Below are 26,085 nucleotides of genomic sequence, written 5' to 3'. Positions count from 1 at the left end.
ATTAACTCACCTATGACGTGCAGTTATGGTTAAGCAGCATGAGCTCACGTAAAGCAACCGAGAATTTTGCAAATTCATGAGTTTTCGTTGTACGGAAGTCAGATAACATGACTAACCAGCGATCAACATATACTTTATTGTCTGCTAACCAAGTCTCTAATACAGCTAAGCCGTCTTGCTTTTCATCACCTGATTTAAGCATGCTCATGGTCAATGAACGTTGTTGCCAATCAAGCTCCTCACGAAATGCTGCTCGCGCCAACGCCTGCCAATGATTATCAACTGGCTGACTGTTAATTTGGTCAAGGAACCAATGTAATGACACACGTGAACCTAAGTTAAAGTATGCTTGTGCAACGATGCTGACTTTGCGCCCCGTTTCATGAGTGATGTCGGCAATATCAAGCGCTGAAAACAAGGTCGTTAAAATACCAATGTTATGGGCTAATTTTGCCGGCACACCTTGTGCTTGCAGTTTGTCAATTTGCTTTTCAAGCTGCACACGTTCGTCTTCAACCAAATAGTTAAGAACGTTCTTGCGTAAATCGTCAAAACTCGCCTTATAAAAGTCGATACGCTCTTGAATGGTATTCAAACTTGGGTTGCGATGACGCAGGAACCAACGGGTTGAACGACGTACCACACGTCGCAGTTGAAACAGCATACTATTTTGAACATCAGCTGGTATTTTATTGTTACCCGCTTCAATTTCTTCCATTAAGCCGCGTAAATTAAAGCACTCACGCGCAACCACATAAGCTGAAGCCACTTCAGCAACCGTAGAACCTGTTGCGTCAACCTTCCGATAGACAAAGTTAGGGCCCATGTCATTCACGATGTTATTGGCTAATCGTGTTGCAATAATCTGAGCGCGCAACGGATGATTCTCCATTGCTTCGGCATATTTCTCTTGCAACGGCACCGGGAATGCATTGATTAACGAGCGCGCATGGAAAGGATCAGCCATAATTTCGTCGTCAAGCAATTGCTCTTTTAAAACCATTTTGCCGTAAGCCGTAATAACGGCCAGCTCTGGGCGCGTTAACCCTTTACCTTGGGCCTGACGCTCGGCTAACTCATCGTCATCTGGTAAGAACTCAATGGCACGGTTAAGTTGCCCTTCTCGCTCTAGATGATGTATGAAACGTTGTAATTCTTTAACTTGGTCAGCGCCACGAATGGCTGTAACAGAGATAGACTGAGACTGACGGAAACAGTCTTTAATGACGATTTGCGCCACTTCGTCGGTCATGTCGTACAACAGTTGGTCGCGTTGTTTTAACGTCAAGTCACCGTTGTCAACCAAGCCATTCAACAGTATTTTAATGTTTACTTCGTTGTCTGAGCAGTCAACACCGCCGACGTTGTCGACGGCATCAGTGTTAATACGGCCACCGTTACGAGCATATTCAATACGCCCTAACTGGGTAAAGCCAAGGTTACCACCCTCGCCTACAATTTTTGCCCGCAGGTCTTTACCATTAACACGCAATGCGTCATTGGCCCGGTCACCTACGTCGCTGTCGCTTTCACTAGACGACTTCACATAGGTGCCAATGCCGCCGTTCCAAAACAAGTCAACGTTCAGGGTCAATATAGCTTTGATTAACTCATTAGGTGTAAACGACTTCTTCTGAGTATTGAACAGCTTTTTCATTTCTGGCGACAGTTCAATTGCTTTTGCACTGCGCAAGAAAATGCCGCCACCCTCAGAAATAAGTGACTTGTCGAAGTCTTCCCAAGAAGAGCGCGGCAACTTGAATAAGCGCTCGCGTTCGGCATAGGTTTTCGCCGCATTTGGATTCGGGTCCACAAATATATGCATGTGGTTAAATGCCGCAACTAAGCGCGTATGTTTCGACAGCAACATACCGTTACCGAATACGTCACCTGCCATATCACCCACGCCAACGGCAGTAAAGTCAGTGGTTTGACAGTCAATGCCTAATTCACGGAAATGACGCTTCACCGATTCCCACGCACCACGTGCAGTGATACCCATTTTCTTATGGTCATAACCTACCGAGCCACCCGATGCAAACGCATCTCGCAGCCAGAAGTTATATTCCGCAGAAATGCTGTTCGCGATATCTGAGAATGTTGCGGTGCCTTTGTCAGCAGCGACCACTAGGTAGGTGTCATCTTCATCATGGCGAACGACATCTTTTGGTGGCACAACTTCACCGTTTACAATATTGTCCGTAATGTCTAGCAACGCGCGAATAAATGTACGATAGCAAGCCTTGCCTTCTTCAAAGAAGGCTTCGCGCTCTTCAGGTAAATGTTTACAGAAGAAACCACCTTTCGCGCCAACCGGCACAATTACAGTGTTTTTTACTTGTTGCGCTTTTACCAAGCCTAGCACTTCAGTACGGAAGTCTTCTCGACGGTCAGACCAACGCAAACCACCTCGCGCAACCTTACCACCACGTAAATGAACACCTTCAACGCGCGGCGAATATACGAAAATTTCATATTTCGGCAGTGGTAACGGCATTTCTGGAATCATTTCTGGCATAAACTTCACAGAAATATATGGTTTTTCATTGCCAGCTTGGTCTTGTTGGAAAAAGTTGGTACGCAAAGCAGCCAAAATCAACTCAACATAACGACGAATAATACGGTCGTCATCTAAGTTCGCAACATTCTCAAGTTCTGAGTTAATGCGTGCTTCAAGTGCTTCAATTTTCTTCTCGCGACTTTTTTCTTTCGGGTCGAATTTTGAGTAGAACAACTTAACAATAAGTTTGGCAATTAACGGGTACTTGCTAAAAGTACTTTCAATGTACGCTTGGCTAAATGTGGTACCAATTTGACGCATGTATTTTGCAAACATACGTAAAATAATAACTTGGCGGCCAGTTAAGCCGGCGCTTAATACTAAGCGGTTGAAACCATCGTCTTCGTAATGACCGTCCCACACTTTCGCAAAAGCGTTTTGGAACACGTCGCGGCTAGCTTCTAAATCTAGCTTGACGTTGCTGTGCAACATTTGGAAATCGAGAATCCAGAACACATCGCCGTCTGTTGTTTTAATTTGGTATGGGCTTTCACCAATAATACGCAAACCAAAGTTTTCCAACATTGGTAACACGTCAGACAAATGAATTGGTTCGTCTTTATGGAATAATTTCAGACGAATTTTCTTACTGGTTTCATTTTCTTCACGCGAACGGTAGAACAACATGCCAAGCTTGTGTTCATCATCAAGAGCTTCAATTTGCTGAATATCAGCAATGGCAACTGACGGAAGAATTTCTTCTTTGTAAGCGCGAGGAAACGCATTTGCGTAGCGTTTATTTAAAGCGTTAGCTTTGGCTTCACCAAAGGTGCTACTAAGAATACGTTCAAAGTTATCTTCCCAAGTGCGGGCTGCTTCAATGAGGTTTTGCTCTAATTCTTTCACGTCAATGTCCTGTACGTGTTCGCCAATGCGCACGGTATAATGGGTGCGAGCTAGTGACGACTCTGAAAAATAGGTGGTGAAGTCTACATCTTCTTTGCTATGCAGCGTGTTTGCCAAAATTTGCTGGGTACGCTGACGCAGTAAGGTGTTGTAGCGTTCTTTAGGTACGTACACCATGCATGACGCAAAGCGACCAAAAATGTCACGCCGAACAAAAACACGGGTCATGTCGCGCTCTTGCATTTGCAAGACGCCTAAACCAACTTCAAGCAAGTCATCTTCTTTTGCCTGAACAATTTCATCACGCGGATATGTTTCTAAAATGTTTAGCAATGCTTTAGCAGCATGCGAATTTGAGGCAAAGCCTGAGGCCTCCATGACGCGCTTAATTTTGTCACCAACTAATGGCACGTCACGCGCACTATTGTTATAGAAGCTACTTGAGTACAAACCAATAAAACGGTCTTCACCAATGACTTTACCGTTTTTATCGAAGCGTTTAATACCTATATAGTCGCAATATGCGGGGCGGTGAACCCGTGATTTCGTGTTGGTTTTGGTTAGCAACAATAAGCTATCGTCAAAAGTTAAATCACGTGCTACTTCCGGCAGCGACGACACTAAGCGCTCTTTGTTATTAGCACTTTTTCGCATCAAGCCTAAGCTTGAGTCTGTGACTTGACGAATAACGTAGTCACCTTCAACCGGTTTTAAGTCGTAGCGGCGGTAGCCCATTAACGTAAAGTTATCTTGAGCCAACCAGCTTAAAAAGTTCTGAGCTTCTTTCAGTGTTTTTTTGTCGCCTGGATAATTAATATCTTTTAGTTCATTCGCAATAGCACTTAAGCGCTCACGCATTGGTAGCCAGTCAGAAACCGACAGATTAATTTCGTCCATCACCGATGCAAGCTCTTTCTTCAATGTAGAAATGGCGTCTTTGGTTGTTTGACGATCGACCTCAATCAGAAACACCGTATCAACTTCGTTGTCTTCTTTGCGGGTACCCGCTTTCAATAACTCTGAAATGTGATTGTTATTATCACGTTTGTGACTAATGGGTAGGTGCAACAATAAATGCGAAGTAATTCCAAGGCGTGAAAGCGCCATGCGAATTGAGTCCACCATAAAAGGACTATCCGATTGGATAATTTCGATAATGGTGTGTGCAGACTCCCAACCGTGACGAGCTACTTCAGGGTTGTAGATTTTGATCAGTGCTTTTTCGCCTGGCCTGTAATCATTAAAGCTATGCCATAGCCCCATCACCGCACCATACATATCGCTGTCGTTTCGCAAAGCCAGATCATCCGGTGAGATGTTGCGAAATAGCCTCATCGCAAAGTCTTTGATTAAATCGGCACGATCGGTGGCTCGTTGCTGAATCAGATCGGCCACCTTTTGCAATACAACTGGAATCTGGCCTTCGCCAAACGCATTCATGATGGTGTCCTTTTTACGTGATAGGTATAACGAAGCGGCGTGTTAATTGGCTACTAACATCACCCTACGAAATAATTGCTATTATTGTCGGACATTTAGGTAGGTTATTCAATGCTTATTATCATGAAAAACACAGTGTTCAGACCACGAAATTCGTGGCCTGAACATGTTTATGAGAAAGCTTTGCATGAATATTACAAAGGCGCCAAACTTTGACTGATTTTTTCGTCTAAATCAGGGGCCAAATTTGGCATTTGTTGCAGCCGACGTAACTGCGCTTCAAGTAACGTTTGGCGCTTAGCATCAAAGCGGCGCCATTGCGTTAACGGCGTTACGAGACGTGCTGCAACCTGTGGGTTTTTGTCGTTGAGGTAGGCAATCATATCGGCCATTAACGCATACCCTACCCCATCTGCACGGTGAAACTGATTTATATTACGTCCAAACGTGGCCCATAACGCATACACCCGATTGGGGTTGTCACGATTAAAACGCGAATGATTATGCAATTGCGCGACTATTTCAACAACATCTGCATGCGGCGCACTGGCTTGAATAGCAAACCACTTATCTAACACTAATGGGGTGTCGTACCACTGGTGTTCGAACGCCCGAAGTAATTGCTCCTGACACGGAAGTCGTAAATGCACGGCGGTTTGCAATGCTGATTGCTGAGCCGTCATGTTGTCGGCTGCGACATAATATTCTGCAACAACATCACTATATTTATCAGGCATATGCAGAGCCAAATAGTAGAGTACTGTGTGCTGCAAACTGCGCTGAGCAATGGCACTTCCGCTTAGGGTGTAAGGCCTTTCAGCGCTGGTCGCGTAGCCTTGCCACATAGCCTCGAATTCAGTAAACAACTGTTCTGCCAACTGTTGCCGTAATTGATGAACCGCCGTAGCAATGTGAGTTAACGGAATGTCGCGTGGGTAATACTCCGCAATTTCTTCAACCGTTGGCGGTGTTAGAACTTGCGCCTTAAGGGCACTGTCCATGGTGCTAACGACAAACCGTTGCAGCGCCTGCGCAACTTCTTGCGGCAATACCAACGCCTGTTGAGAAGCCACTGCGTCACGAATAAGTTGCGTAAAAATTTGCTGCGCAGCTTCCCAACGGGTGACTTCTTGCTCTGCAGAACCTAGTAGCACCACTTGGTCACTGAAACTTTGGGCAAAATTGAGCTTAATTGGTGCACCAAAGTTTTCATTCAACGCTAAAACCGGCTCGGTCGCGATATGCTCAAATGTTAATTGGCCCGTTTCTGTTGTAAATTCAAAGAGTAAGCTACCAGACTCATGGGGGCGAACCGCGTCTGCTGATTGCCCATGAGCCGCGGCGGTATTGATTGCAAGGCGCTGACCATTGTTATCGTACAAACTCATCAGCATAGGAATGTGAACAGCTTGCTTTTGTGGCTGACCAGGTGTTGCTGGCGTGTGTTGGGCAAAGTTAAGCGTTAAACGTTGCAGGTTTGCGTCATACTCTTGCGTAACATCTACAATAGGAGTGCCGGCTTGACTGTACCAACGCCTAAACACCGATAAGTCAGCTTGATTTGCATCAGCCATCGCCGCAACAAAGTCATCGCAGGTTACCGCTTGGCCATCGTGGCGTTCAATATACAGCCGCATACCAGCTTGAAAGCCCTGCTCGCCGAGAATGGTGTGCAACATGCGAATCACTTCCGCACCTTTGTTATAAACTGTCACGGTGTAGAAATTATTCATTTCGACCACTTTGTCTGGTCGTATAGGGTGCGCCATAGGGCTCGCGTCTTCGTTAAACTGATGCGTGCGTATAATGCGAATTGCATCAATTCGGTTTACCGCGCGAGAACCCAAGTCAGAGCTAAATTCTTGATCTCGAAATACCGTTAAACCTTCTTTCAAACTCAACTGGAACCAATCACGACAAGTAATACGATTGCCTGTCCAGTTGTGAAAATATTCGTGCCCTATGACTGACTCAACGTTGAGAAAGTCTTGATCGGTTGCGGTTTTAGCGTCAGCCAACACATAACGCGAATTAAAAACATTCAGGCCTTTGTTTTCCATAGCGCCCATATTGAAGAAGTCGACCGCCACAATCATATAAATATCTAAGTCGTACTCGAGGTCAAAACGCTCTTCGTCCCAGCGCATGGAGTTCTTGAGCGATGTCATGGCGAATTCAGCACGGCTTAAATTGCCTTTGTCGACAAACAACTGCAATTGCACCGCACGGCCGCCACGGGTAACGAACTCATCGTTAAGTAGGTCGAAGTCGCCGGCTACGAGCGCAAAAAGATACGCTGGTTTTGGGTGTGGGTCGTGCCACGTCACCCAATGGGTGCCGTCACCATTGTTTCCTCGGGCAATAGCGTTGCCGTTACTCAACAAATAGGGAAAGCGTACCGCATCACCAACTACGGTAGTGGTAAATTGAGCTAAAACATCTGGCCTATCTAAGTAATAGGTAATGCGCCGAAAACCTTCAGCTTCGCATTGCGTGCAAAACGCCCCGCCTGACTTATAAAGCCCTTCAAGCGCTTGATTAGCCGCCGGATTTATCTGGGTTTCAATCGTTAATTCAAAAGGTTCGTTTGGCACCGTTAATTGCAGTGATTTTTCATCAATGTGAACATCATCGCGTGCAACCTGCTTGCCATTTAAAGCAATCTGAATAAGCTCAAGGTTTTCCCCTTGAAGCAGCAAGCTATTGGTATTCCCAACCGGGGTAATCTGCATGGTGTTATGCACACGTGTTGCGGTTTCATGTAGGTGAAAAGTTAAATCGACGGTTTTAATGAGGAATTCCGGAGCGCGATAGTCGCTCCGGAACGTTGCTGATTTTACTGACATATTACCCTATATATTATGCTTGTTGGCGCTCCGGTAGGCGCAAAATTCGAATTCCGGTGTAGGCGTAAAACAGTGCCATTAACGGTGTTATCCAGTTAAAGAATGCAAATGGCGCATATATCCAAGGGCTAACGCCTAACGCGCCCATCATAAATGCACCACAGGTGTTCCACGGAATTAATGCTGAAGTTAAGGTTGCGCTGTCTTCTAAAGTACGCGATAGCAAACGTGGGTCTAAACCGCGGCGCTCAAATTCTTCACGGTACATACGCCCTGGCAATACTATTGCCATATACTGGTCCGCGGTTAATACGTTGGCGCCAAAGCAGGTGAATAAGGTGGCAGCAATTAAGCTGCCTAAAGACTTTACGTAGCCAAGAATACCGGCAATTAAACGCTGTAGCAGGCCTAGCTTTTCCATAATCGCGCCGAATGTCATGGCACTTAAAATAAGCCACACGGTGTTGAGCATGCTTGACATGCCACCACCACTTAACAAGTCATCTAAGTCTGCTGAGCCTGTTTCAATTGCAACACCGTCAGTAAGAGCACCCCACACTACTTTTAAGGTGCCAATTGCGGTGGTGTCCCCACCGGCTAACTTGTCAATCATATCGGGTTGAAAAATAACGGCCCAAACACCACCTAATAATGCGCCAAAAAACACTGTTGGTAACGCTGGTTTTCTGGTTGCCGCTAAATACAGTAGTACCAACAAAGGTACTAACATAAGCCAGCCAATATTAAAGGTATTGCGCAGTTCAAGCTGCATTTTTTCAAGCTGTAATACGCTAACAGCACCGTCAGCGTTAAAGCCTAAAATGACAAAAATAATCAGGGTGATTACAAACGCCGGTACGGCGGTATAAGCCATGTAGCGAATATGCGAGAACAGTTCAGAACCAGCGACAGCCGGTGCTAAATTGGTGGTGTCGCTTAACGGCGACATTTTATCACCAAAATAGGCGCCAGAAACAACCGCACCGGCCGTAATGGCTGGTGACAAGTCCATGCCAACCGCAACGCCCATTAATGCAACACCTATAGTGGCAGCCGTTGTCCAAGAGCTACCGATAGCTAGTGAAATAATGGCACAAATAAGCGCTGTTGCGGCGTAAAACCAACTTGGATTAAGTAACTCTAAGCCGAAGTAAATCATACTTGGCACGGTGCCTGCTAATAACCAGGTACCAATAAGCGAGCCCACAGCAAGAATAATCAATAAGGCGCCAAGTGCGACAGAAATGCCCTCTTTAATGCCATCTTCAATTTGTTCCCAACTAAAGCGATTATAAAAACCAATGGCTATGGCAACGCCAGCGGCTATCCATAGTGCTATTTGGTTGGGGCCATATGACGAGTCTTCGCCAAATAAATAGACGGACAATGCCAACATGGCAATAAGCGCTAATAAAGGCAGTGAGGCTTGTAAAATACTGGGGCTGCGTTGTTCGACAGCTTTATTGTTTTGCATAAATATTCTCTAACCCAAGAATTAAAATCTAATTATTTTTATAATAATTTTAATGATAAAAAAGCCGCATAAAGCGGCTTTTTCGTCACGACATGTCGCAGTTTAATTCATTGCGAGCTTCTGTGCATCAATCATCGCGAAGCTTAAGGACATGGTCTCCGTCAAATATGGATCAGCAATATCTATATCTTCAGGAATATCCTCTGCAGATTCTACCGGCTCAAGCCCTAAGCGCTTTAACCGCTCATTGGCACGAGCCAGTTTTTTCGCTTCTTCTTCAGCTTGCTCGGCCTGACGGTCAGCAATAACTAAACTTACCCATAAACGATCTTTCTGCGCTTGGTATTCAGCAATGTCTTCAAACACGTACTGAAACTCTGGGTTGTCTTGAATGCGCTTATTGAGCGTTTCTTGCCATTTTTCATAACTATCAACGGCAACAGTACTTGTTGTCTCGTACTTAGCCGCTGGCAATTGGTCCCACGGTAACGCGTTGTCTTGGCTGCTTTCACCAAATTCTTCAGCATCAATAACCGAAGGCATAACTAAATCAGGGGTAACGCCACGTAGCTGTGTACTACCACCATTAATACGATAAAATTTGGCGATAGTGAACTGAACGCTACCTAACTCGTTGTCGTAGTTATCAAAAGGATACATCTGCAAAGCGCGATGATGTTGCACCGTCCCCTTGCCATAGGTGTTTTCGCCAACAACCATAGCGCGTTGATAGTCTTGCAAAGCTGCGGCGAATATCTCAGAGGCCGAAGCACTATAGCGATCAACCATGACAACTAACGGCCCGTCATAATAGACTTTACCATCGCGATCGCCATTAATATCACGACGTTTACGGTGATCTAAAATTTGCACCACTGGGCCTTTATCAATAAATAAACCAGTTAAAGAAATAGCCTCAGACAGCGAGCCCCCACCGTTGCCTCGTAGGTCAATGACAAGCCCCTCTACGTCAGCTTGTTTGGCTTCATCTATCAGCTTTTTGGTATCATCAGTCAGGCCATTGTAAAAACCTGGAATATTAATCACGCCTAACTTGCGACCCGCATAATTACCTGCTTCAGGTGACTCGATTTCTAATTTCGCTGCACGGTCTTCAAGTTTGACCTTATCGCGAACAATAGCAATCTCTTTCGGTGCTGTGCCGGCACTTTGATTTGCTTTTAAAACCTGCAACCGTACGGTTGAACCTTTTGGCCCTTTAATAAGCTCAACCACCTCGTCTAAGCGCCACCCAACAATATCTACAAAATCGTCATCGCCTTGCGCAACACCAACAATTTTATCATCCACTGCAAGACTGCCGTTTTTGTCAGCTGGCCCACCAGGAACAAGGCTGCGTATCACGGTATAGTCGTAATCGGCTTGTAACACTGCGCCTATACCCTCAAGTGATAAGTTCATGTTCTGCTCAAAACGTTCAGCGTTGGCTGGTGACAAATAACTTGTGTGCGCTTCAACACTGCGTGCAAATGCATTCATGATAGTCTGGAACACATCTTCACTGTTGGTCTGTGTTAACCTTTTTAAGGCACTGTTGTAACGCTTACCTAAGGTTTCAACCACTTCTGGCCAGCTTTTACCTGTCATGGATAAATTAAGCGCATCATATTTTACTCGCTGACGCCAAAGCTCATCGAGTTCCGCTTGATTTTGTGCCCATGGCGCGTTTTCGCGTTGAAAGTAATATTTGTCATCTGCTTTGGTAAAGTCGAACGGCTTTTCTTCATCAAGTAATGACAGCGCATAGGTATAACGTTCAAATCGACGTTGCAGTGATTTGTCATACACAGAATATGCGGCATTTAACTTTCCGGTTAAAATCATATCGTCGAATAAATCACGATACTCGCCGGCTTGCTCTACGTCTTTTTGCAACAAAAACATCTTGTTGTAATCGAGCATATCTAAATAGCGATCTAGAATTTGCGCCGATAACTCATTGTCTAGTTGCATTTGTTTGAAATGTTCGCGGGTGAAGAACCGAGCGACGCGGCCGCTAGCAACTCCATGTTGCTCTTGAGGTTGCAACTGTGGGAGTTCTTCGGGGGTGTGCGCTGGAGGAATAGCGATTGCCGTAGCACTGAATCCAATAGCTACACTAATCGCTAACGCAAATTTAGACATCGCTCGCTTCGTCATACTTCACTACTCCTATTTCGTGACAAAAACTGCGCTTACCTTCACTTTGACCGCTAAACCATTTTGAAGTTGCACATGAATATCGTCACGATCGATTTCGGTAACTTGACCGGCTACTGGCACTTTACCTGCTTTGACTTGCACTTGCTGCCCAACCTGCAATTGATCGTGCTGAGCTGCGGTTAAGTTCACAGACGGTTTTGTTGCCTTAGCAGTGCCTGTTGATTTGGGTTTAGCTGGGCTTTTAGCGCGCGCTTTTCGCGCTGCAGCAGCACTTGCTTTTGCCTTGGCGTTATTATCACCCGCAGATTTAGCGGCCGCCTGTTGTGCTTTTCGCTTTGTTGCCGCGCGCTCTGCAGCCGCTGCTTTCGATTCTGCTAACGCTTGTTCAGCATGTTGTTGGTGATCGTCTTCAATAATACCGGCTTCAGCACCATCAAGATCAACGCGCACAGCCCCAACTTTCACGGCTCGTAAATAACGCCAGCTATTGGTGTAATGTCGTAATGCAGTACGAATACGAGTTTTACTTACTGTTTCGTCGTCTTTTAAACGTTCCGCTAATTCTTCAAAAATTCCAATTTTTAGCGGCTTTGCTTCGCCTTCAAGCGAAAAGCACTCAGGAAACTTTTCAGCTAAATAAGCTATAACTTCTTTGGTATTCGTTAACTTTTTAACGTCAGTCGTCATCGTCATTAAATTCCTGCTGACGTACGTCAGCTAGTTGATCCATTATGTAGGCTTGCATTTCATCGCTATCAAGAGCTAATAGCTCTGGATTTTCTATCCATTCAAATAGCGTCCGTCGTACTACTTCTTCAAGTTGCTCCATTGTATCGTCAGGGTCACTGTAATCGACAATATAATGCAACATTTCATTCATTTGGTCGGTTGCAGCCTCTTCGTCACCTTCAAAAAATGCCATATCTGCATAACTGACTAAGTAAGCATATATATCGAACTCACTGTACATGCGTGAAATCTACCCTATGCTGGCCAATTTAAGGTTTCAATAAAGCGACCTAGCTGAGTGAGCCCCGCTGCGTCTTCTTCACTAAACCGCCCAACTGATGGGCTGTCGAGGTCAAATACGCCAACCACAACATCGTTTACGATAAGCGGCACAACCACTTCTGAATTTGAGGCGGAGTCGCACGCAATGTGCCCAGCAAACTCATGCACATCAATAACCCGTTGCGTCGTACGTGTTGCCGCTGCGGTACCGCAAACACCTTTGCCAAAAGCAATACGCAAACATGCTACTTTGCCTTGAAAAGGCCCTAAAACAAGGGTTTCAGGTTCACGAGTCAAGTAAAAACCAACCCAGTTTACATCAGCTAAAGTGTCGTAAACCAATGCCGACAAATTGCTTAAATTAGCAATAAGATCAGGCTCACCAGCGGTAATAGCCTTGGCTTGCGACAGCAGTAAATTATAATCAGTGTTTTTCAACATAAACAGCTACGAGCTCGCTTCTTTACTGTTGTTTAAAGGAAAGCTTGCGATTGTTTGTTCGCCTTTAATGTCAGCTTTCATGGCGCGTTTCGTGCGGGTTACTAACTGACCGTCAGCACCAATACGAAAGGCTTCTTCAGAGGGACGGTACTTGGCTTGATACGCCATCACCAACTGAATGCAGTGTTCGCGTTGTTGCTCAGTTAACTTTGCTCCGTCTGGCCATTTACCTAATTCAACCGCTTGAATGAGTCGGTCAAATGTTTCCGGGCTAATTGATGATACCAAATCATTAAACTGCATTTATCGCGGCACCCTTTTAATCATGACTAATCTTACGCGATTGACAATAAACCAAACCACACCAACTATCATCAAGCCATAAGCGGAGTTAGCTTGCCAACTACCCGGTAACGGCTGCTGTATAAAGTAATAAGTAAACGCTGCAATCGCGATAAGTAAGGCGAGCATAGACTGACCAACAACTTTTTCACGTTTGGCCATCATGACACGATGCCATTCGCGATCACGCTCTTCAGGCGTTAAACCAGTTAATTTAAAGTCACAATGTGGGCAGTTGGTTGCTTTGTCAGACACCCGCTTAGAGCACGAAGGGCATTGAATAAGCGCCATGTAAACCTCGGTTACGTCACAGTAGAATAGGCAATATAAGGGATCTGGCCGGAAATTCAAGCTGTGTAAGGGTTTTATAAAAAACAAACCCGCCGAAGCGGGCTTGTTCGATGACCTATTAGCTTAATCTTTAGCGCTTTTTTCTTTTTGTTCAGCGTCAAAATCTTGCCAATAAGCTTTGACCGTATCTTTCATTTCACGCCGTAACAACATAATACCTAACAAGTTAGGTAAGGTCATTAAAACAATAGCGACATAAGATAAGGTCCAAACTAACGTGGTATCAGCGAATGAAGCCACGAAGAAACCGGCAACATAAATAATTCGATATGGCATTACGCCACGCTGACCAACTAAGTAAACTACGGCACGGTCACCATAGTAAGACCAAGCAATTGCCGTTGAGAAGGCAAATAACATTAAACTAATTGGAATAATGTACTCACCAGGTTGACCCAAAAAGCCCATGCTAAATGCCTTGGCCGTTAATGCAGCCGAGTGCAGTAGCGAGTCACCGACAATTACGATGTCTTCTTTTTTAAGCTGCCCTCTTTCGATGCGCAGCACACCCGTGTAAGGGTCTTCTCCGGCGACAATAAAGCGTACATTTTCGGCAACAGAACGTGCATGAAGCATCGTGTAACCATTACTCACCGCTTTACCGTCACGTACCGTAATACTGCCGGTAAATTTCTCAATGGTATTCTGTTCAGTACCATTTAAGTAATGATATAACGCCTCACGATCAGCTTCGTTTGCGTCAGAATAGTTGCCAGCCACAATTTCTAGGTCAGTACGTGAAAAGGTATTCTCGTGCTTTTGTGACCAAACTCCAGAAGACAAAATCACCAAACCCGTTAATGTACAGATAATAATGGTGTCAATAAACGGCTCAAGAATAGACACCATACCTTCAGATACAGGCTCGTCTGCACGCGCTGAAGCATGGGCGATTGGTGCTGAGCCCTGCCCGGCTTCGTTAGAGAACAAGCCACGGTTAACACCGCGGTTGAATGCATACGCAAAGGTTGCACCTAAGAATCCACCGGTGGCGGCTGAACCAGTAAAGGCGTCAGTAAATATTGCTGCAAACGACGGCCCAATTTGATCAAGGTTATACAAAATAACGCTTAACGAACCAAGCACGTACAGTACACCCATAATTGGCACAATTTTGGACGTTACCGCAGCAATGCGAGTAATACCGCCAATAATAACTAAGGCTAACAGAATAGACAGCACACCACCGACAATCATCGGTTCAAAACCGAAGCTCATCTCCATGCTCTGCGCAATATTGTTAATTTGCGGCATGTTGCCCGTACCAAACGAACTAATAATGGTCGCAATGGCAAAAATAACCGCTAACCACTTCATGTTTAAGCGGCGGTCCATGTAATACATGGGGCCGCCTGCCATGGTGCCGTCTTCAGTTTGCACACGATATTTATGCGACAAGGTAACTTCAACGAACTTAGTCGTCATACCTAAAAATGCGGTAATCCACATCCAAAATAGTGCCGCCGGGCCACCAAGGAATATCGCTAACGCAACACCACCAATATTACCCGTACCGACAGTACCGGAGAGCGCGGTCGATAGTGCTTGAAAATGACTAGTATCGCCCTGAGCGCCTTTTTTAGTGAATTTTCCGGTAACTACTTTCCAGGCATGACTGAAAAATCGAATTTGCGGAAATCCAAGATAGAGTGTGAAAAACACACCTACCCCCAAAAGAATATACGGGAAGTAAGCTGCCGAGCCTAAGTAGCTGTCAAGCAGCAATAAAAAGTTATTGATCGCTTCCAAGGTGTCCCCCTTGTGGAATTATTATTGTTGTTGTTCGCATTTAACCTAGCTTGCGCAGCTTAACTGCGCAAGCTATTTGCGATACCGTATATCGCGCTTAATACGTCTGCACCGAACTGTTGACTCCGGTTTGCCGACCAACCAAAGTCGACATCCGGCAAGTTTGCATTATCTTTAAATGGCATTTCTAAAGTAAATGCTAAACAGTTAAAGCGCTCGCTTACCGCGTTGCTTGCTACCGTTAAATTGGCCTCACCTGGTTTATCAACTTCATAGCCGTGCTCAACTTGGAACTCTGGTGTAATCGCTAAAAGAATTTGTTTAAACTTCTCGCCTACTTGATGCATTTCGTCGGTGTAACTCGGCACGCCTTCGCAACCCGCTAAGAAGTTGTAAGGCAAGGCTTCATCGCCATGCACATCAAGATAAAAGTCGACGCCAGTTTCTTGCATAGCTTGTAGCACATAATAAACTTCAGGACTTTTTTCCACGCTAGGTTCGGCCCATTCGCGGTTTAAGTTCACACCAACCGCGTTGGTCCGTAAGTGGCCGCGTACGCTACCATCTGGGTTCATATTTGGAACTACATAAAATACATTGTTTTCCAAAAGTTTGCGTGCGGTTCCGTCTTCATCGTCTAGTAACCGGCTGAGCAAGCCTTCAATAAACCACTCCGCCATTGACTCGCCTGGATGTTGACGCGCAGTAATCCAAATTTTATTTTTCTGGTCATCCGCTTCACCAATCACTAGTAAGTTCATGTCTCGACCATCTAAAGTAGGCCCCAACAGTACGTGTTGGCATTCAATAGACTGCTGTGCCCATTGAACTAAGTCTTGATGACGCTCATACGAGTAAGGTGTGAAATATGCGTAATATACGCTTTCTTGATCAGGAGAATGACGAATAATCAGTTCTTTACCATTGAATTCAGTGGGTACACGGAACCAGTTCTCACGGTCGTACGAAGCCAGTGCAGAATACTCTTTCCAGCCGTCTGGGTATGCTGATTGGCCAGCGTTGTTAATGTGCATAACATGTTCAACGCCTGGTTCGCCATATAGTTTGAAATGAAACCACTGGTAAAACTCTGATTGATTGTCTTTGCGAATAGCTAATTGAATATTGTCAGGTGTATTTGCTTCAATGACCTCAATGTTACCGCTGTCAAATTGGGCAGTAATAAACATGAAAGCTCCTTGTTGTTATATCTTTATAAAATACGGGAAAAACAAAAGCGCCTAATTAGGCGCTTTGTTTATTCAGAATTACTTTGGCAGGTTCAATAACTGCTGACCAGCCATTTGTTCGGCAACTCGAATAACCTGGCAGCTATAACCAAACTCGTTGTCATACCAAACATAAAGTACAGCGCGGTCTTCATCAACAATGGTTGCTTGTGAATCAACAACGCCGGCATAACGTGAACCAACTAAGTCAGTTGAAACAATTTCAGTTGACGCTGTGAAGTCGATTTGCGCTTGTAACTCAGAGTGCAAAGCACGATCTTTCAAAAAGTCGTTTAAGCCTTCTTTGCTCGTCGCTTTGTTCAAGTTCAAGTTCATAATTGCCATAGAAACGTTCGGCGTCGGAACACGAATTGCGTTACCCGTTAGTTTGCCGGCTAGCTCAGGTAATGCTTTCGCTACCGCTTTTGCTGCGCCTGTTGAGGTCAGTACCATGTTTAATGGCGCTGAACGGCCACGACGCTCCGCTTTGTGGTAGTTATCGATTAAGTTTTGATCGTTAGTGTATGAATGCACGGTTTCCACGTGACCATTGCGAATACCGTATTCATCATTAATTACTTTCAATACCGGAGTAATTGCATTGGTAGTACAACTAGCTGCACTCACAATTAAGTCTTCCGGCAAAATATCCGTGTGGTTTACACCGTAAACGATATTCTTGATGTCGCCTTTTGACGGTGCCGTTAATAGTACTTTTTTCACACCTTTCGATTTCAGGTGCAAACCTAAGCCGGCTTCGTCTTTCCATATACCGGTGTTGTCAATAACGATAGCATCGTTAATACCGTATTGCGTGTAATCAACTTGGTCTGGGCCATCGGAGTAAATAACTTTAATACTGGTACCGTTGGCTTTAATTGCTGAGTTTTCATGGTCAATAGTAATAGAACCATTGAACGGCCCATGAATTGAGTCACGACGCAATAAGCTGGCACGCTTTTCAAGGTCGCCATCACGCCCGCCACGGACAACTATGGCGCGTAAACGCATTTTGTTGTTGCTACCATTACGCTCAATAAGCAAGCGCGCCAATAAGCGGCCAATACGCCCAAAACCATAAAGAACGATATCTTGTGGAGCAATTTCATCGGCTTTGTCGACGATATCAACTAATTCGCGCTGCAAGTAGGCTTCAATGCTATCGCCCTTGCCTGCGTCTTTGTGCAAGTAATTAAAGGCTAATTTACCAAGGTCAACGCGCGCCGGCGCTAGTTTCATTTTGCTCAGTGCTTCAATAAATGGGAAGCTTTCGCGCAAGCGTAATTTTACACCTTCATGGCGACGAATCAGGCGGTGTGCCTTGATGATATTAATGGTATCGACATTCAACAGAGAGCGTCCGTAAACCAAAATTTCTACACCATAGTTGCGATACAGACGACCAATGATTGGCTGCATCATCTCGGCATATTCTTGGCGCTCCTGCCAACTCGCTAAGGTTATATCCTGTTGCTGATCACTCATGAGGTTACCTTTATGTTACGTAAATTTAACGGTTGCATGAAAATTGGCGGCTATTGTACTTAATTACGTCGCCAAGCGCTAGATTGACTGTAACTGTGCTGACTGCATGGTATAATTTGGACACACAAAACTGAGGAGTAAAATCATGTTACGGCGCACAAAAATTGTTACCACACTTGGCCCAGCTACTGATGATCCGAAAGTGCTTGAGGCACTAATTCAAGCCGGTGCTAATGTGGTGCGATTAAACTTTTCCCACGGCACTGCTGATGATCACAAACAGCGAGCTGCCAATGTGCGCGACATTGCTTCTCGTTTAGGTATACATGTTGCCATACTCGGCGACTTACAAGGTCCAAAAATTCGCATCGCTAAGTTTGAAAGTGGCTCAATTATGTTAGATGTTGGCGATGTTTTTGTACTTGATGCTGAATTAGATAAAAATGCGGGCAACCAACAGCGTGTTGGCATTGATTACAAAGAGCTACCGCAGGATGTCAGCGAAGGCGATATTTTATTGCTCGACGATGGTCGGGTACGCTTAAAAGTAGAAGACGTTTCAGGTTCGCAAGTCACTACGACAGTAACTGTGGGCGGTAGACTATCGAATAATAAAGGAATCAACCGCCTAGGTGGCGGGCTGTCAGCTGCTGCACTTACAGAAAAAGATTATCAAGATATCGTCACTGCGGCAGAAATTGGCGTCGACTATTTAGCAGTAAGCTTTCCGCGCAGTGGCACCGATATTCATGAGGCTCGCCGTTTATTGCGCGCAGCTGGTGGTCGCGGCTCGCTATGTGCAAAAATTGAGCGCGCCGAAGCCGTTGCTACCGATGCAGCACTTGACGATATTATTCGAGCCTCCGACGCGGTCATGGTAGCGCGTGGTGACTTAGGTGTAGAAATTGGTGATGCACAACTCGTTGGTAAGCAAAAACGTATTATTGAACGCGCCCGTCAATGCAACAAAGTAGTTATTACGGCGACACAAATGATGGAATCTATGATTGAAAGCCCGATGCCAACTCGGGCTGAAGTAATGGACGTCGCCAACGCAGTTCTTGATGGTACCGATGCAGTTATGCTGTCAGCCGAAACAGCGGCCGGTAAACACCCTATAGCTACGGTGAAAGCCATGGCTGAAATTTGTCTGGGTGCTGAAACTCACCCAAGCGTGACTATTGATAAACATGATCTTGATGAAACATTCACCTCCATTCAAGAAGCAACTGCTATTACTGCAATGTACGCCGCAACGCACCTAGCAGGTGTTAAAGCAATTATTGCGCTCACTGAATCGGGTTCTACAGCAAAGTTAATGTCGCGTATTAATACTATTCTGCCAATTTTCTCATTATCGCGTCATGGCGAGAGTCGTGCACGTTGTGCTCTTTATCGCGGTGTGTACCCTATTGCCTTTGACTCAACGAAAAGCGAGCCACATCAATTGGTGTTCGATGCTATTGAGGAGATTAAACTGCGGGGGCATGTGGTTCCTGGCGACCTAGTTATTCTTACTCATGGCGATGTGATGGAAACTGTTGGTTCAACCAACACTTGCAAAATTATCGAAGTAAAATAATAGGCAGTTTATCAAGCTAAATGACGCGGATTTGCATTAACCAAGTCCGCGTTCTTCGAATAACATGGCGAGCTCGTTAAAATCTTCAATATACTCATCTAATTTCGCGACCACTCGCTGACGTTGCTTATTGTTTAACGATTGATAAAGATTATACATAAGCGCCATGGTTAACTCGCGGTTATGCTCAACACGTTCAGCCAGTTCTTTTGAATAAAGCATATCTGAATTGAAAAATAGTTGATTCAACAGGGTCGGAAACTGCTTTAAATTTCGTCGTTCGTTGAGCGCTTGAACAAAGCGACTGTGCCACTGCGCCGTATAATCAAGCCACAGCTCGCGCGTTGGTAAACGCTCGTCACTCCATTGATTCAACAATCGTTCTTGCACCGGTGTCGCACGGCGCAACCAGCTTTGGGCATTTTTTCGTGCGCGTTTTCGTAGCTGCGCTTGACGCTCCTCAGAGGTTTTCGCCTCTGCTAGTTCCTCACGTTCTTCAGCTAATCGCTTGGCTAACTCAGCTTCTATTTGGGCAACCTGGGCTTCGGTCAAATTAGGTAGCAAGGTTAATGCATAAGGTTCTATACCAGTTAGCATTCGCTGCCAAGCGGTAAAAGCAATGTTGTATGTTTCAGCGATGTCTGCCTCGGTTAGGCTTTGAGTTGCAATTTTATCGCGCAATATTTGTAGCTGCTGCGCATAAAAAGGAAGTTCGTTGGTTGCGTGCCAGTGATGTAGCTCAGTAATTGCAAGGTCAACTTGTTGTTGTTGAGCATCATTAAGGTCAACAAATTCGTTTAGTTCCCACTCAACAAATGTGTCTGCAAAACGATAACCTATCTGCGTTGAGCAAGCAGCTGATAACAGTACAACACCGGCAACGAGTAGTAACCTGGCATAGCGCATAACCTTCATTCCCCATCATTCATTCGAGCTATGAATTTAGAATAAGTTTTTTGATGCGATCTTTGTAACTACGGCTGACTTTTAATTCTTTGCCATTGCGTAAAATCAAATGATATTCACCATTTTGACGGCTACAGAGTTTTTCAACATGCTCCATATTCACAATAGCAGAGCGGTGTATACGTTGAAAACGCTGTGGATTGAGCTCTTCTTCAAGCTCTTTCATTGTGCGCCGCAAAATATGCGTTTCATTGCTCGCATGAATACACATGTAGTCGCCAGCTGCATCTACCCATTCAATTGAGTTAATAGCAACGCGAGTAATTTCGCCGCTTTCTTTTATTGCAATATGCTCAGGGTAGCGAGCAACGCCAACAGTATCACCACTGGCTAAACGTTTTAGTATAGCTTCACAGTCTTCACCGGTGGCATCTGCTAACAGATTTAATATACGCTGCTGTTGAATTTTCTGTTCACGTGCGGCTAAACTTTTTTCGATGCGTTGAATGCTTTGACCTAAGCGTTCGTTATCGACAGGCTTCAATAGGTAGTCAATGGCGCGTACTTCAAATGCTTTAATAGCGTATTGGTCATACGCAGTCACGAACACAACCAACGGCATTTTATAACCGTGTGATTGCACTTCGCGCAGCAATTCAAAGCCATTCATGCCAGGCATTTGAATATCAAGAAACACCAAGTCTGGTTTTTCGCTACCGATCAACTCAAGCGCCTGACGTGCGCTTTGGCACTCTTGTAACACTTCTATTTGTTCGAATTCTTGTAGGCGAACGACTAAACCGCGTCGAGCAAGTGACTCGTCATCGACAACTAAGGTTCGAATTTTCTGGCTCATATATTTATTCAACCTGCTCTAACGGAATGCGAATTTCAATGCGTAATCCACGCGGCTCGTTATCTGTTAATGTAAATGAGTAGTTCTTTCCATACAAGGCTTGTAATCGTTCGCGGGTGTTTGCCAAACCAACACCACCTTGTGACGATAGCGAATCAAGCGGCTTTGAACAGCCGGGGCCATTGTCGCTAATACTTATCAGCAAGTCTTCACTGAAGCGGCGAGCCGAAATAATAATTTCTCCCCCCTCTTCGACTTTTGCAATGGCATATTTAATGGAATTTTCTATTAACGGCTGTAGGAACAGGCTTGGTACTAAAGACTGTTTTACCTCATCAGCAACGTCAAACGTGACCTTTAAACGTTCATCAAATCGTACTTTTTCAATATCTAAATACAATGATAGCGCCTCAAGCTCGCGTTCTAGGGGAATTTTTTTAATCGGCTCGTTATCCAAACTAAAACGCAAAAACAAACTAAGTTTAGACATCATGCGATTGGCTAACTCGTTCTCTTTTACCAAGATTAACGTGGAAATTGCATTTAATGTGTTAAACAAAAAATGAGGATTAAGCTGATAACGCAGCATTTTTAATTGCGCTTGGTGCGCCATTGATGTTGCCATTAGCGCTTTTTGTTTTTCGTCTTGAAGCATCTGATAATACTTAATGCCGAAATACAAACCGCTCCAACTTAGCAAAATATAAAATTTCGCAATCGTATTTTTAAAATAGAACCAATGGCTATCTGGGCTAAAGCCAAATTTATAAATTTCCCAGTACGTCGCATTATCAACGACCGCCCATAAAGCAGCTGCAACATAACTAGCCGCTAACACGACGACAATTAACAACCAGGGGCTAGCATCCCAAATACGACGATACAAATAACGTAACGGCACTGTTAATAAGAAGCCTGCGTATGCGCCAAGAAGCAAAATAAGTGCATAAATGTCACGCATTTCGTGCATCAATGAACCGATATAATGCACGAGGGCATAACCGCTCCAGCCGGCTACCTGAAGTACCCAGAAAAAACGGTTGCGGTCCTCAAGCAGACCTTGCCAATGTGAAAGCAACTTTTCGCGCCAAATTTTCTGCATAAACGGCAAATAGCCTCTCATAACAATAGAAATATTATGAGTTATTATACCGATAAGTGCGCCCTAAATAACACGCTTCATCGCAATGCAAGCGCTATATAGCGCGCTGAACTCATGCTAAGCTATTTAACAAACGCTATTGTTCTATTTACGGGGACGTATATGTTGCATTACCGAATTTGTGTGCATGACGCGAACGCTCATGTGTTCGCAATCACCATAGAAATACCAGTCACTCAAGCAGAGCAACAGTTAACACTTAGCTTGCCCGCGTGGATACCAGGCAGCTATATGATTCGTGATTTTGCAAAAAACATCACGGCATTGCGCGCCGAAATGGACAACGCCCCTATATCAATACATCACCAAGACAAACAAACTTGGTCGTTGGTTCCACCGCGCCGTGGAATGTTGTATGTCAGCTACGAAGTTTATGCTTTTGACCTGAGCGTTCGCAGCGCCTATTTAGATCAGTTTTGGGGCTTTTTTAACCACTCAAGCTTATGTTTACAGGTACAGCAATACGCACAAGAAACATGCCGTGTAAGCATAGCAAACCATCAGCAATGGCACGTGGCAACAGGTATGAAGCGCCTACAAGGCAAACACTTTGGCCCTGGTGAGTTTGTCGCTGACAACTACGAAGCTCTTATTGACTATCCGGTATTAATGGGCAACTTAGACATTCACGAATTTATTGCTGGCGGTGTTAAGCACGCCTTGGTGTTTGCGGGAAGACATTTTGGTGATGCAGACAGAATTTGCAGTGATTTAGCCGCTATTTGCGAGCATCAAATAGAAATGTTTGGGCAGCAACCACCATTTACCGAATACTTATTTCTAACCATGGTAGTCGGTAAAGGCTTTGGCGGGCTTGAGCACCGCAACTCAACGGCGTTAGTCTGTAGCCGCAAAGACCTCATTCTGCCCGGTAAGAGCGTCATTGATAATGATTACCGCACATTTTTAAGCTTATGCAGTCATGAATACTTCCACAGTTGGAATATCAAAACGCTCAAGCCAAAAACCTTTATTCCTTATCGATTAGATCAAGAACACTACACCGAGCAATTGTGGTTTTACGAAGGCGTTACATCCTATTTTGATGACTATGTATTGCATCAAACCGGTTTAATTGATGCGAATACCTACCTAGCGTTAGTTGGTGAAACCTTGGCCCGTGTGCAACGAGGTGTAGGTACCGATAGACAAACAGTAACCGAGTCTAGTTTTCACGCCTGGACAAAGTTCTACAAACAAGACGAGAATTCGCCAAATACGATTGTAAGTTACTATGCAAAAGGTGCCCTTATTGCGTTATGTTTGGATTTAACCTTGCGCACGCGTTCGACACACCAAGTTACTTTAGCAACTTTAATGCATGATTTATGGATGCGCTACGGAAAAACCCTTGAAGGCACTGACGATGATACCGTGATTCAATTTGCGCGAGAAACCTATCAAATTGATTTAGCGCCCTTTTTACATCAAGCACTTTACACCACCGCCCCACTCCCTATTGGCGAGTTATTACAACAGTTTGGGGTAACAATTAAGCGAGATGCGTCCAGCGACGATAATAGTTTTGGTGGTAAGGTGGCCCCAATCAAACAACCCGTTGCATTGGGCGCTAAGTACAAAGGCAGTTCACAAGGTTTAGAATTACAAGTGGTTTACGCCGATGAAGCCGCACAGTTGGCGGGTTTGAGTGCAAATGATCGTATTATTGCAATTGATCATTTGCAGGTTACAGATGCCAACGTAAGAGAATTGTTTGAGCGCTATAGTCCAGGTGACACGGTAACCCTACACGCGTTCCGACGCGATGAATTGATGACCCTGTCGTTAACTTGGCAACAGCCTAAATTAAACAATCACATTTTAACCATTAGCGATCCGCAGCTGGCACAGGGTTGGTTGCGGCTTCCGAAAAAAACTCAATAGCTAAAGCTGGGTCAAGACGCTCATGACGCCAATTAATGCGCCAATCGAGATGAGGCCCAGTTACACGCCCTGTCGCTCCTATTTCTGCAATACGATCGCCTTGCTGTAATTCGTCACCGACCTGAACGTGCAATTTATGCAAATGAATATAGGTGCTGGTCACGCCATAACCGTGCTCAATAATTAATGTACCACCGGAATAAAACAGGTCGTCTTCGGCGAGAACTACCCTACCAGACCAAGGGGCTAACACGGGAGTACCAGTGGGCGCTGCAATGTCTAAGCCAAAATGAGGGTTGCGTGGTGTACCATTAAAAATACGTTGGCTACCGTACACGCCACTAATTCGACCTGATGCCGGCATTTTTATTGGCGCTAAAAAATCAACGCGTTCACTAATTGCGTTGTTTCGTGCCTTCCAAACCTTGGCTGCCTCTTTTCGAGCTCGCGCCTGCTGTTCAGGATCTGGCGTCACAGTTTTTTGCGGTACGCCATCAACCCGGTCAATTTTATAATTGCGCGGCTTAATATCAATAACCCGCGTGAACCTTTGACCAGTAATATCAGTTAAGACTAATGATTGCGGCCCACTTACATCACGGCCAAAACCAAATACAACGTGGCCTGAATCAGTTATGGGTAATGCGTTACCATTAAGTTCAACAGCAACCGCACCTTTAACTTCGCCAATAATCAAACCACCAGAAACATGTGCACCATTGAGCGTTATATTGGGAGCTTTCTCAGTATTTGTGGGAGCAGAGACAACCATGAAGCTCGATAAGGCCATAGCTATAACCCCACTCATGCGCAGAATTCGGCTAAGCATAACCAATCGCTCCTTTGCCGACACCCTCAAACCCAGTTACCTGCACAGCATCTGTCGGGTGCGCTTGCTTAATGGTTTGCGCTAAATAATTAGCAATACATTCAACGGTAGAATCGGTTGGAATCGTATAATTTTCAGCCGCTGGCACTAATATTTCAAATAGCCCTTGGTCGGCCGTATAACTATAGGCTTTGTGGGTTTGCGTGGTCACAGAAAGGTTTCTCTGCGCAAATACCGGCGAAAGTTGCAGTTGCTCTATGGCAACAAGGTCTTCTTCTGAACCCAAATAAATATCCTGCCAAGTTTGCGCCCATTGCAGCTCCAAAGTGGTGTTGCGTTCACCGTTTAACGCGACATATAGCCGTGAACGATGACCGTGAGCAATACGTTGACAGTTGCCATCATGCTTCTTCAAACCATGTGTGTAGTGATAGAACGCCCCAGGAATTTCTTCAGCGCGCAACTGTAACGATAACCCTTGAACATTTTCCGGCAGTTCACGCTTTATTACGGCTCGCAAGTAGTCGGTAACACTTTGCATAGTCACCTGTTGGGCATCAATAAAGGCAAACGCATCAGCTGGACAAAACAAATGAATTGAACACTGCTTGGGGCGCAGAAAATCAACCCAATAACTGTTGCCATCGTCGTGATGAGTCACGCAGGTATATGGGTGTTCGGCGGGTACTGCAAGCTTATGGTCGACAGCGTCGTCAATGATGCGCTTGATTTGCTTTTTAACTCGACCAAAGTCAAGCACCATGGACTGTTCGTTTAACGAGCCGTCTAAAATAATATCAACGATCCAACTTTCGCCAACCATGCCCCGCTCAGGGCAAAGATAAGAAAAATCGATAACGGTTAAATCGTTTACAAATAACTGCATTGGCTTCTCTGAAAAAATAAATAATAAGCAATAAAATTAACCA

The 26,085-nt window shown here is 44.9% G+C and carries 19 protein-coding genes; 2 read left to right on the top strand and 17 right to left on the bottom strand.

Features of this window, described 5'->3' with window-relative positions; all coding sequences use genetic code 11:
- Window positions 1-10: 10 nt before the first annotated feature.
- The 12 genes from ASC40_RS01020 to ASC40_RS00965 all read right to left on the bottom strand — a co-directional run bounded on the left by ASC40_RS01020 (window position 11) and on the right by ASC40_RS00965 (window position 17,937).
- Window positions 11-4,846, bottom strand: a complete 4,836-nt coding sequence (locus ASC40_RS01020; protein WP_055437930.1) for an NAD-glutamate dehydrogenase — start codon at window positions 4,844-4,846, stop codon at window positions 11-13.
- 194 nt (window positions 4,847-5,040) lie between these two features.
- Window positions 5,041-7,692, bottom strand: a complete 2,652-nt coding sequence (gene pepN / locus ASC40_RS01015) for an aminopeptidase N (RefSeq protein WP_055437929.1) — start codon at window positions 7,690-7,692, stop codon at window positions 5,041-5,043.
- A 13-nt stretch (window positions 7,693-7,705) separates the two neighbouring features.
- Entirely contained in the window at window positions 7,706-9,166 is a 1,461-nt protein-coding gene (gene nhaC / locus ASC40_RS01010) for a Na+/H+ antiporter NhaC (protein ID WP_055437928.1), read from the bottom strand.
- Window positions 9,167-9,268: 102 nt separating this feature from the next.
- A complete protein-coding gene (gene prc / locus ASC40_RS01005) occupies window positions 9,269-11,326 on the bottom strand; it encodes a carboxy terminal-processing peptidase (protein WP_055437927.1) in 2,058 nt (685 codons plus the stop codon).
- Window positions 11,327-11,338: 12 nt separating this feature from the next.
- Window positions 11,339-12,016 carry an RNA chaperone ProQ gene (gene proQ, locus ASC40_RS01000; protein WP_055437926.1) on the bottom strand — a complete coding sequence of 226 codons (678 nt, stop codon included), beginning with the start codon at window positions 12,014-12,016 and terminating at the stop codon, window positions 11,339-11,341.
- Window positions 12,006-12,299: a hypothetical protein gene (locus tag ASC40_RS00995; protein ID WP_055437925.1), complete on the bottom strand. Its 294-nt coding sequence runs from the start codon at window positions 12,297-12,299 to the stop codon at window positions 12,006-12,008. The genes proQ and ASC40_RS00995 overlap by 11 nt, the downstream gene beginning before the upstream one ends.
- 14 nt (window positions 12,300-12,313) lie before the next feature.
- Window positions 12,314-12,778 carry a GAF domain-containing protein gene (locus ASC40_RS00990; RefSeq protein ID WP_055438496.1) on the bottom strand — a complete coding sequence of 155 codons (465 nt, stop codon included), beginning with the start codon at window positions 12,776-12,778 and terminating at the stop codon, window positions 12,314-12,316.
- Window positions 12,779-12,787: 9 nt separating this feature from the next.
- Window positions 12,788-13,084, bottom strand: a complete 297-nt coding sequence (locus ASC40_RS00985; RefSeq protein ID WP_055437924.1) for a YeaC family protein — start codon at window positions 13,082-13,084, stop codon at window positions 12,788-12,790.
- A complete protein-coding gene (locus ASC40_RS00980; protein ID WP_055437923.1) occupies window positions 13,085-13,414 on the bottom strand; it encodes a zinc ribbon domain-containing protein in 330 nt (109 codons plus the stop codon).
- Between the two features lie 123 nt (window positions 13,415-13,537).
- Window positions 13,538-15,223, bottom strand: coding sequence for an alanine/glycine:cation symporter family protein (locus ASC40_RS00975; RefSeq protein WP_055437922.1), 1,686 nt, complete (start codon window positions 15,221-15,223; stop codon window positions 13,538-13,540).
- 59 nt (window positions 15,224-15,282) lie between these two features.
- Window positions 15,283-16,413: a M14 family metallopeptidase gene (locus tag ASC40_RS00970; protein WP_055437921.1), complete on the bottom strand. Its 1,131-nt coding sequence runs from the start codon at window positions 16,411-16,413 to the stop codon at window positions 15,283-15,285.
- Window positions 16,414-16,491: 78 nt separating this feature from the next.
- Window positions 16,492-17,937, bottom strand: coding sequence for a glyceraldehyde-3-phosphate dehydrogenase (locus ASC40_RS00965; RefSeq protein ID WP_055437920.1), 1,446 nt, complete (start codon window positions 17,935-17,937; stop codon window positions 16,492-16,494).
- Window positions 17,938-18,082: 145 nt separating this feature from the next.
- On the opposite strand from ASC40_RS00965, the gene pyk reads away from it, so the two are divergent.
- Window positions 18,083-19,519, top strand: a complete 1,437-nt coding sequence (gene pyk / locus ASC40_RS00960; protein WP_055437919.1) for a pyruvate kinase — start codon at window positions 18,083-18,085, stop codon at window positions 19,517-19,519.
- A 36-nt stretch (window positions 19,520-19,555) separates the two neighbouring features.
- On the opposite strand, the gene ASC40_RS00955 is transcribed toward pyk, so the two are convergent.
- From ASC40_RS00955 to ASC40_RS00945, 3 genes are read right to left on the bottom strand one after another with little or no spacing between them, the layout of a single operon-like run.
- Complete coding sequence (locus tag ASC40_RS00955; protein WP_055437918.1) at window positions 19,556-20,425, bottom strand: DUF6279 family lipoprotein; 870 nt, start codon at window positions 20,423-20,425, stop codon at window positions 19,556-19,558.
- A gap of 28 nt (window positions 20,426-20,453) precedes the next feature.
- Window positions 20,454-21,281 carry a LytR/AlgR family response regulator transcription factor gene (locus ASC40_RS00950; RefSeq protein WP_055437917.1) on the bottom strand — a complete coding sequence of 276 codons (828 nt, stop codon included), beginning with the start codon at window positions 21,279-21,281 and terminating at the stop codon, window positions 20,454-20,456.
- A 4-nt stretch (window positions 21,282-21,285) separates the two neighbouring features.
- A complete protein-coding gene (locus tag ASC40_RS00945) occupies window positions 21,286-22,383 on the bottom strand; it encodes a sensor histidine kinase (protein WP_055437916.1) in 1,098 nt (365 codons plus the stop codon).
- A 162-nt stretch (window positions 22,384-22,545) separates the two neighbouring features.
- Here ASC40_RS00945 and ASC40_RS00940 point away from each other — a divergent pair, with 162 nt between their 5' ends.
- Window positions 22,546-24,327: a M61 family metallopeptidase gene (locus ASC40_RS00940; protein WP_055437915.1), complete on the top strand. Its 1,782-nt coding sequence runs from the start codon at window positions 22,546-22,548 to the stop codon at window positions 24,325-24,327.
- On the opposite strand, the gene ASC40_RS00935 is transcribed toward ASC40_RS00940, so the two are convergent.
- Window positions 24,272-25,156 (bottom strand): M23 family metallopeptidase, encoded by an 885-nt coding sequence (locus tag ASC40_RS00935; RefSeq protein WP_082432420.1) that lies wholly within the window; start codon window positions 25,154-25,156, stop codon window positions 24,272-24,274. The genes ASC40_RS00940 and ASC40_RS00935 overlap by 56 nt on opposite strands.
- Entirely contained in the window at window positions 25,149-26,042 is an 894-nt protein-coding gene (locus ASC40_RS00930; RefSeq protein ID WP_055437914.1) for a 6-carboxytetrahydropterin synthase, read from the bottom strand. The genes ASC40_RS00935 and ASC40_RS00930 overlap by 8 nt, the downstream gene beginning before the upstream one ends.
- Window positions 26,043-26,085: the final 43 nt, after the last annotated feature.

Source organism: Pseudidiomarina woesei (genome assembly GCF_001418345.1).
In the GTDB taxonomy this organism is placed as follows: Bacteria; Pseudomonadota; Gammaproteobacteria; order Enterobacterales; family Alteromonadaceae; genus Pseudidiomarina; species Pseudidiomarina woesei.
The sequence above is the reverse complement of the archived record's forward strand: the minus strand, read 5'-3'. Positions and strand labels throughout refer to the sequence as shown.

Bases quoted from the DNA above. Each gene is read 5' to 3' on its own strand.
- ASC40_RS01020 (WP_055437930.1), bottom strand. From the start codon at position 4,846: ATGAATGCGTTTGGCGAAGGCCAGATTCCAGTTGTATTGCAAAAGGTG.
- pepN (WP_055437929.1), bottom strand. From the start codon at position 7,692: ATGTCAGTAAAATCAGCAACGTTCCGGAGCGACTATCGCGCTCCGGAA.
- nhaC (WP_055437928.1), bottom strand. From the start codon at position 9,166: ATGCAAAACAATAAAGCTGTCGAACAACGCAGCCCCAGTATTTTACAA.
- prc (WP_055437927.1), bottom strand. From the start codon at position 11,326: ATGACGAAGCGAGCGATGTCTAAATTTGCGTTAGCGATTAGTGTAGCT.
- proQ (WP_055437926.1), bottom strand. From the start codon at position 12,016: ATGACGACTGACGTTAAAAAGTTAACGAATACCAAAGAAGTTATAGCT.
- ASC40_RS00995 (WP_055437925.1), bottom strand. From the start codon at position 12,299: ATGTACAGTGAGTTCGATATATATGCTTACTTAGTCAGTTATGCAGAT.
- ASC40_RS00985 (WP_055437924.1), bottom strand. From the start codon at position 13,084: ATGCAGTTTAATGATTTGGTATCATCAATTAGCCCGGAAACATTTGAC.
- ASC40_RS00980 (WP_055437923.1), bottom strand. From the start codon at position 13,414: ATGGCGCTTATTCAATGCCCTTCGTGCTCTAAGCGGGTGTCTGACAAA.
- ASC40_RS00970 (WP_055437921.1), bottom strand. From the start codon at position 16,413: ATGTTTATTACTGCCCAATTTGACAGCGGTAACATTGAGGTCATTGAA.
- ASC40_RS00965 (WP_055437920.1), bottom strand. From the start codon at position 17,937: ATGAGTGATCAGCAACAGGATATAACCTTAGCGAGTTGGCAGGAGCGC.
- pyk (WP_055437919.1), top strand. From the start codon at position 18,083: ATGTTACGGCGCACAAAAATTGTTACCACACTTGGCCCAGCTACTGAT.
- ASC40_RS00955 (WP_055437918.1), bottom strand. From the start codon at position 20,425: ATGCGCTATGCCAGGTTACTACTCGTTGCCGGTGTTGTACTGTTATCA.
- ASC40_RS00950 (WP_055437917.1), bottom strand. From the start codon at position 21,281: ATGAGCCAGAAAATTCGAACCTTAGTTGTCGATGACGAGTCACTTGCT.
- ASC40_RS00945 (WP_055437916.1), bottom strand. From the start codon at position 22,383: ATGCAGAAAATTTGGCGCGAAAAGTTGCTTTCACATTGGCAAGGTCTG.
- ASC40_RS00940 (WP_055437915.1), top strand. From the start codon at position 22,546: ATGTTGCATTACCGAATTTGTGTGCATGACGCGAACGCTCATGTGTTC.
- ASC40_RS00935 (WP_082432420.1), bottom strand. From the start codon at position 25,156: ATGCTTAGCCGAATTCTGCGCATGAGTGGGGTTATAGCTATGGCCTTA.
- ASC40_RS00930 (WP_055437914.1), bottom strand. From the start codon at position 26,042: ATGCAGTTATTTGTAAACGATTTAACCGTTATCGATTTTTCTTATCTT.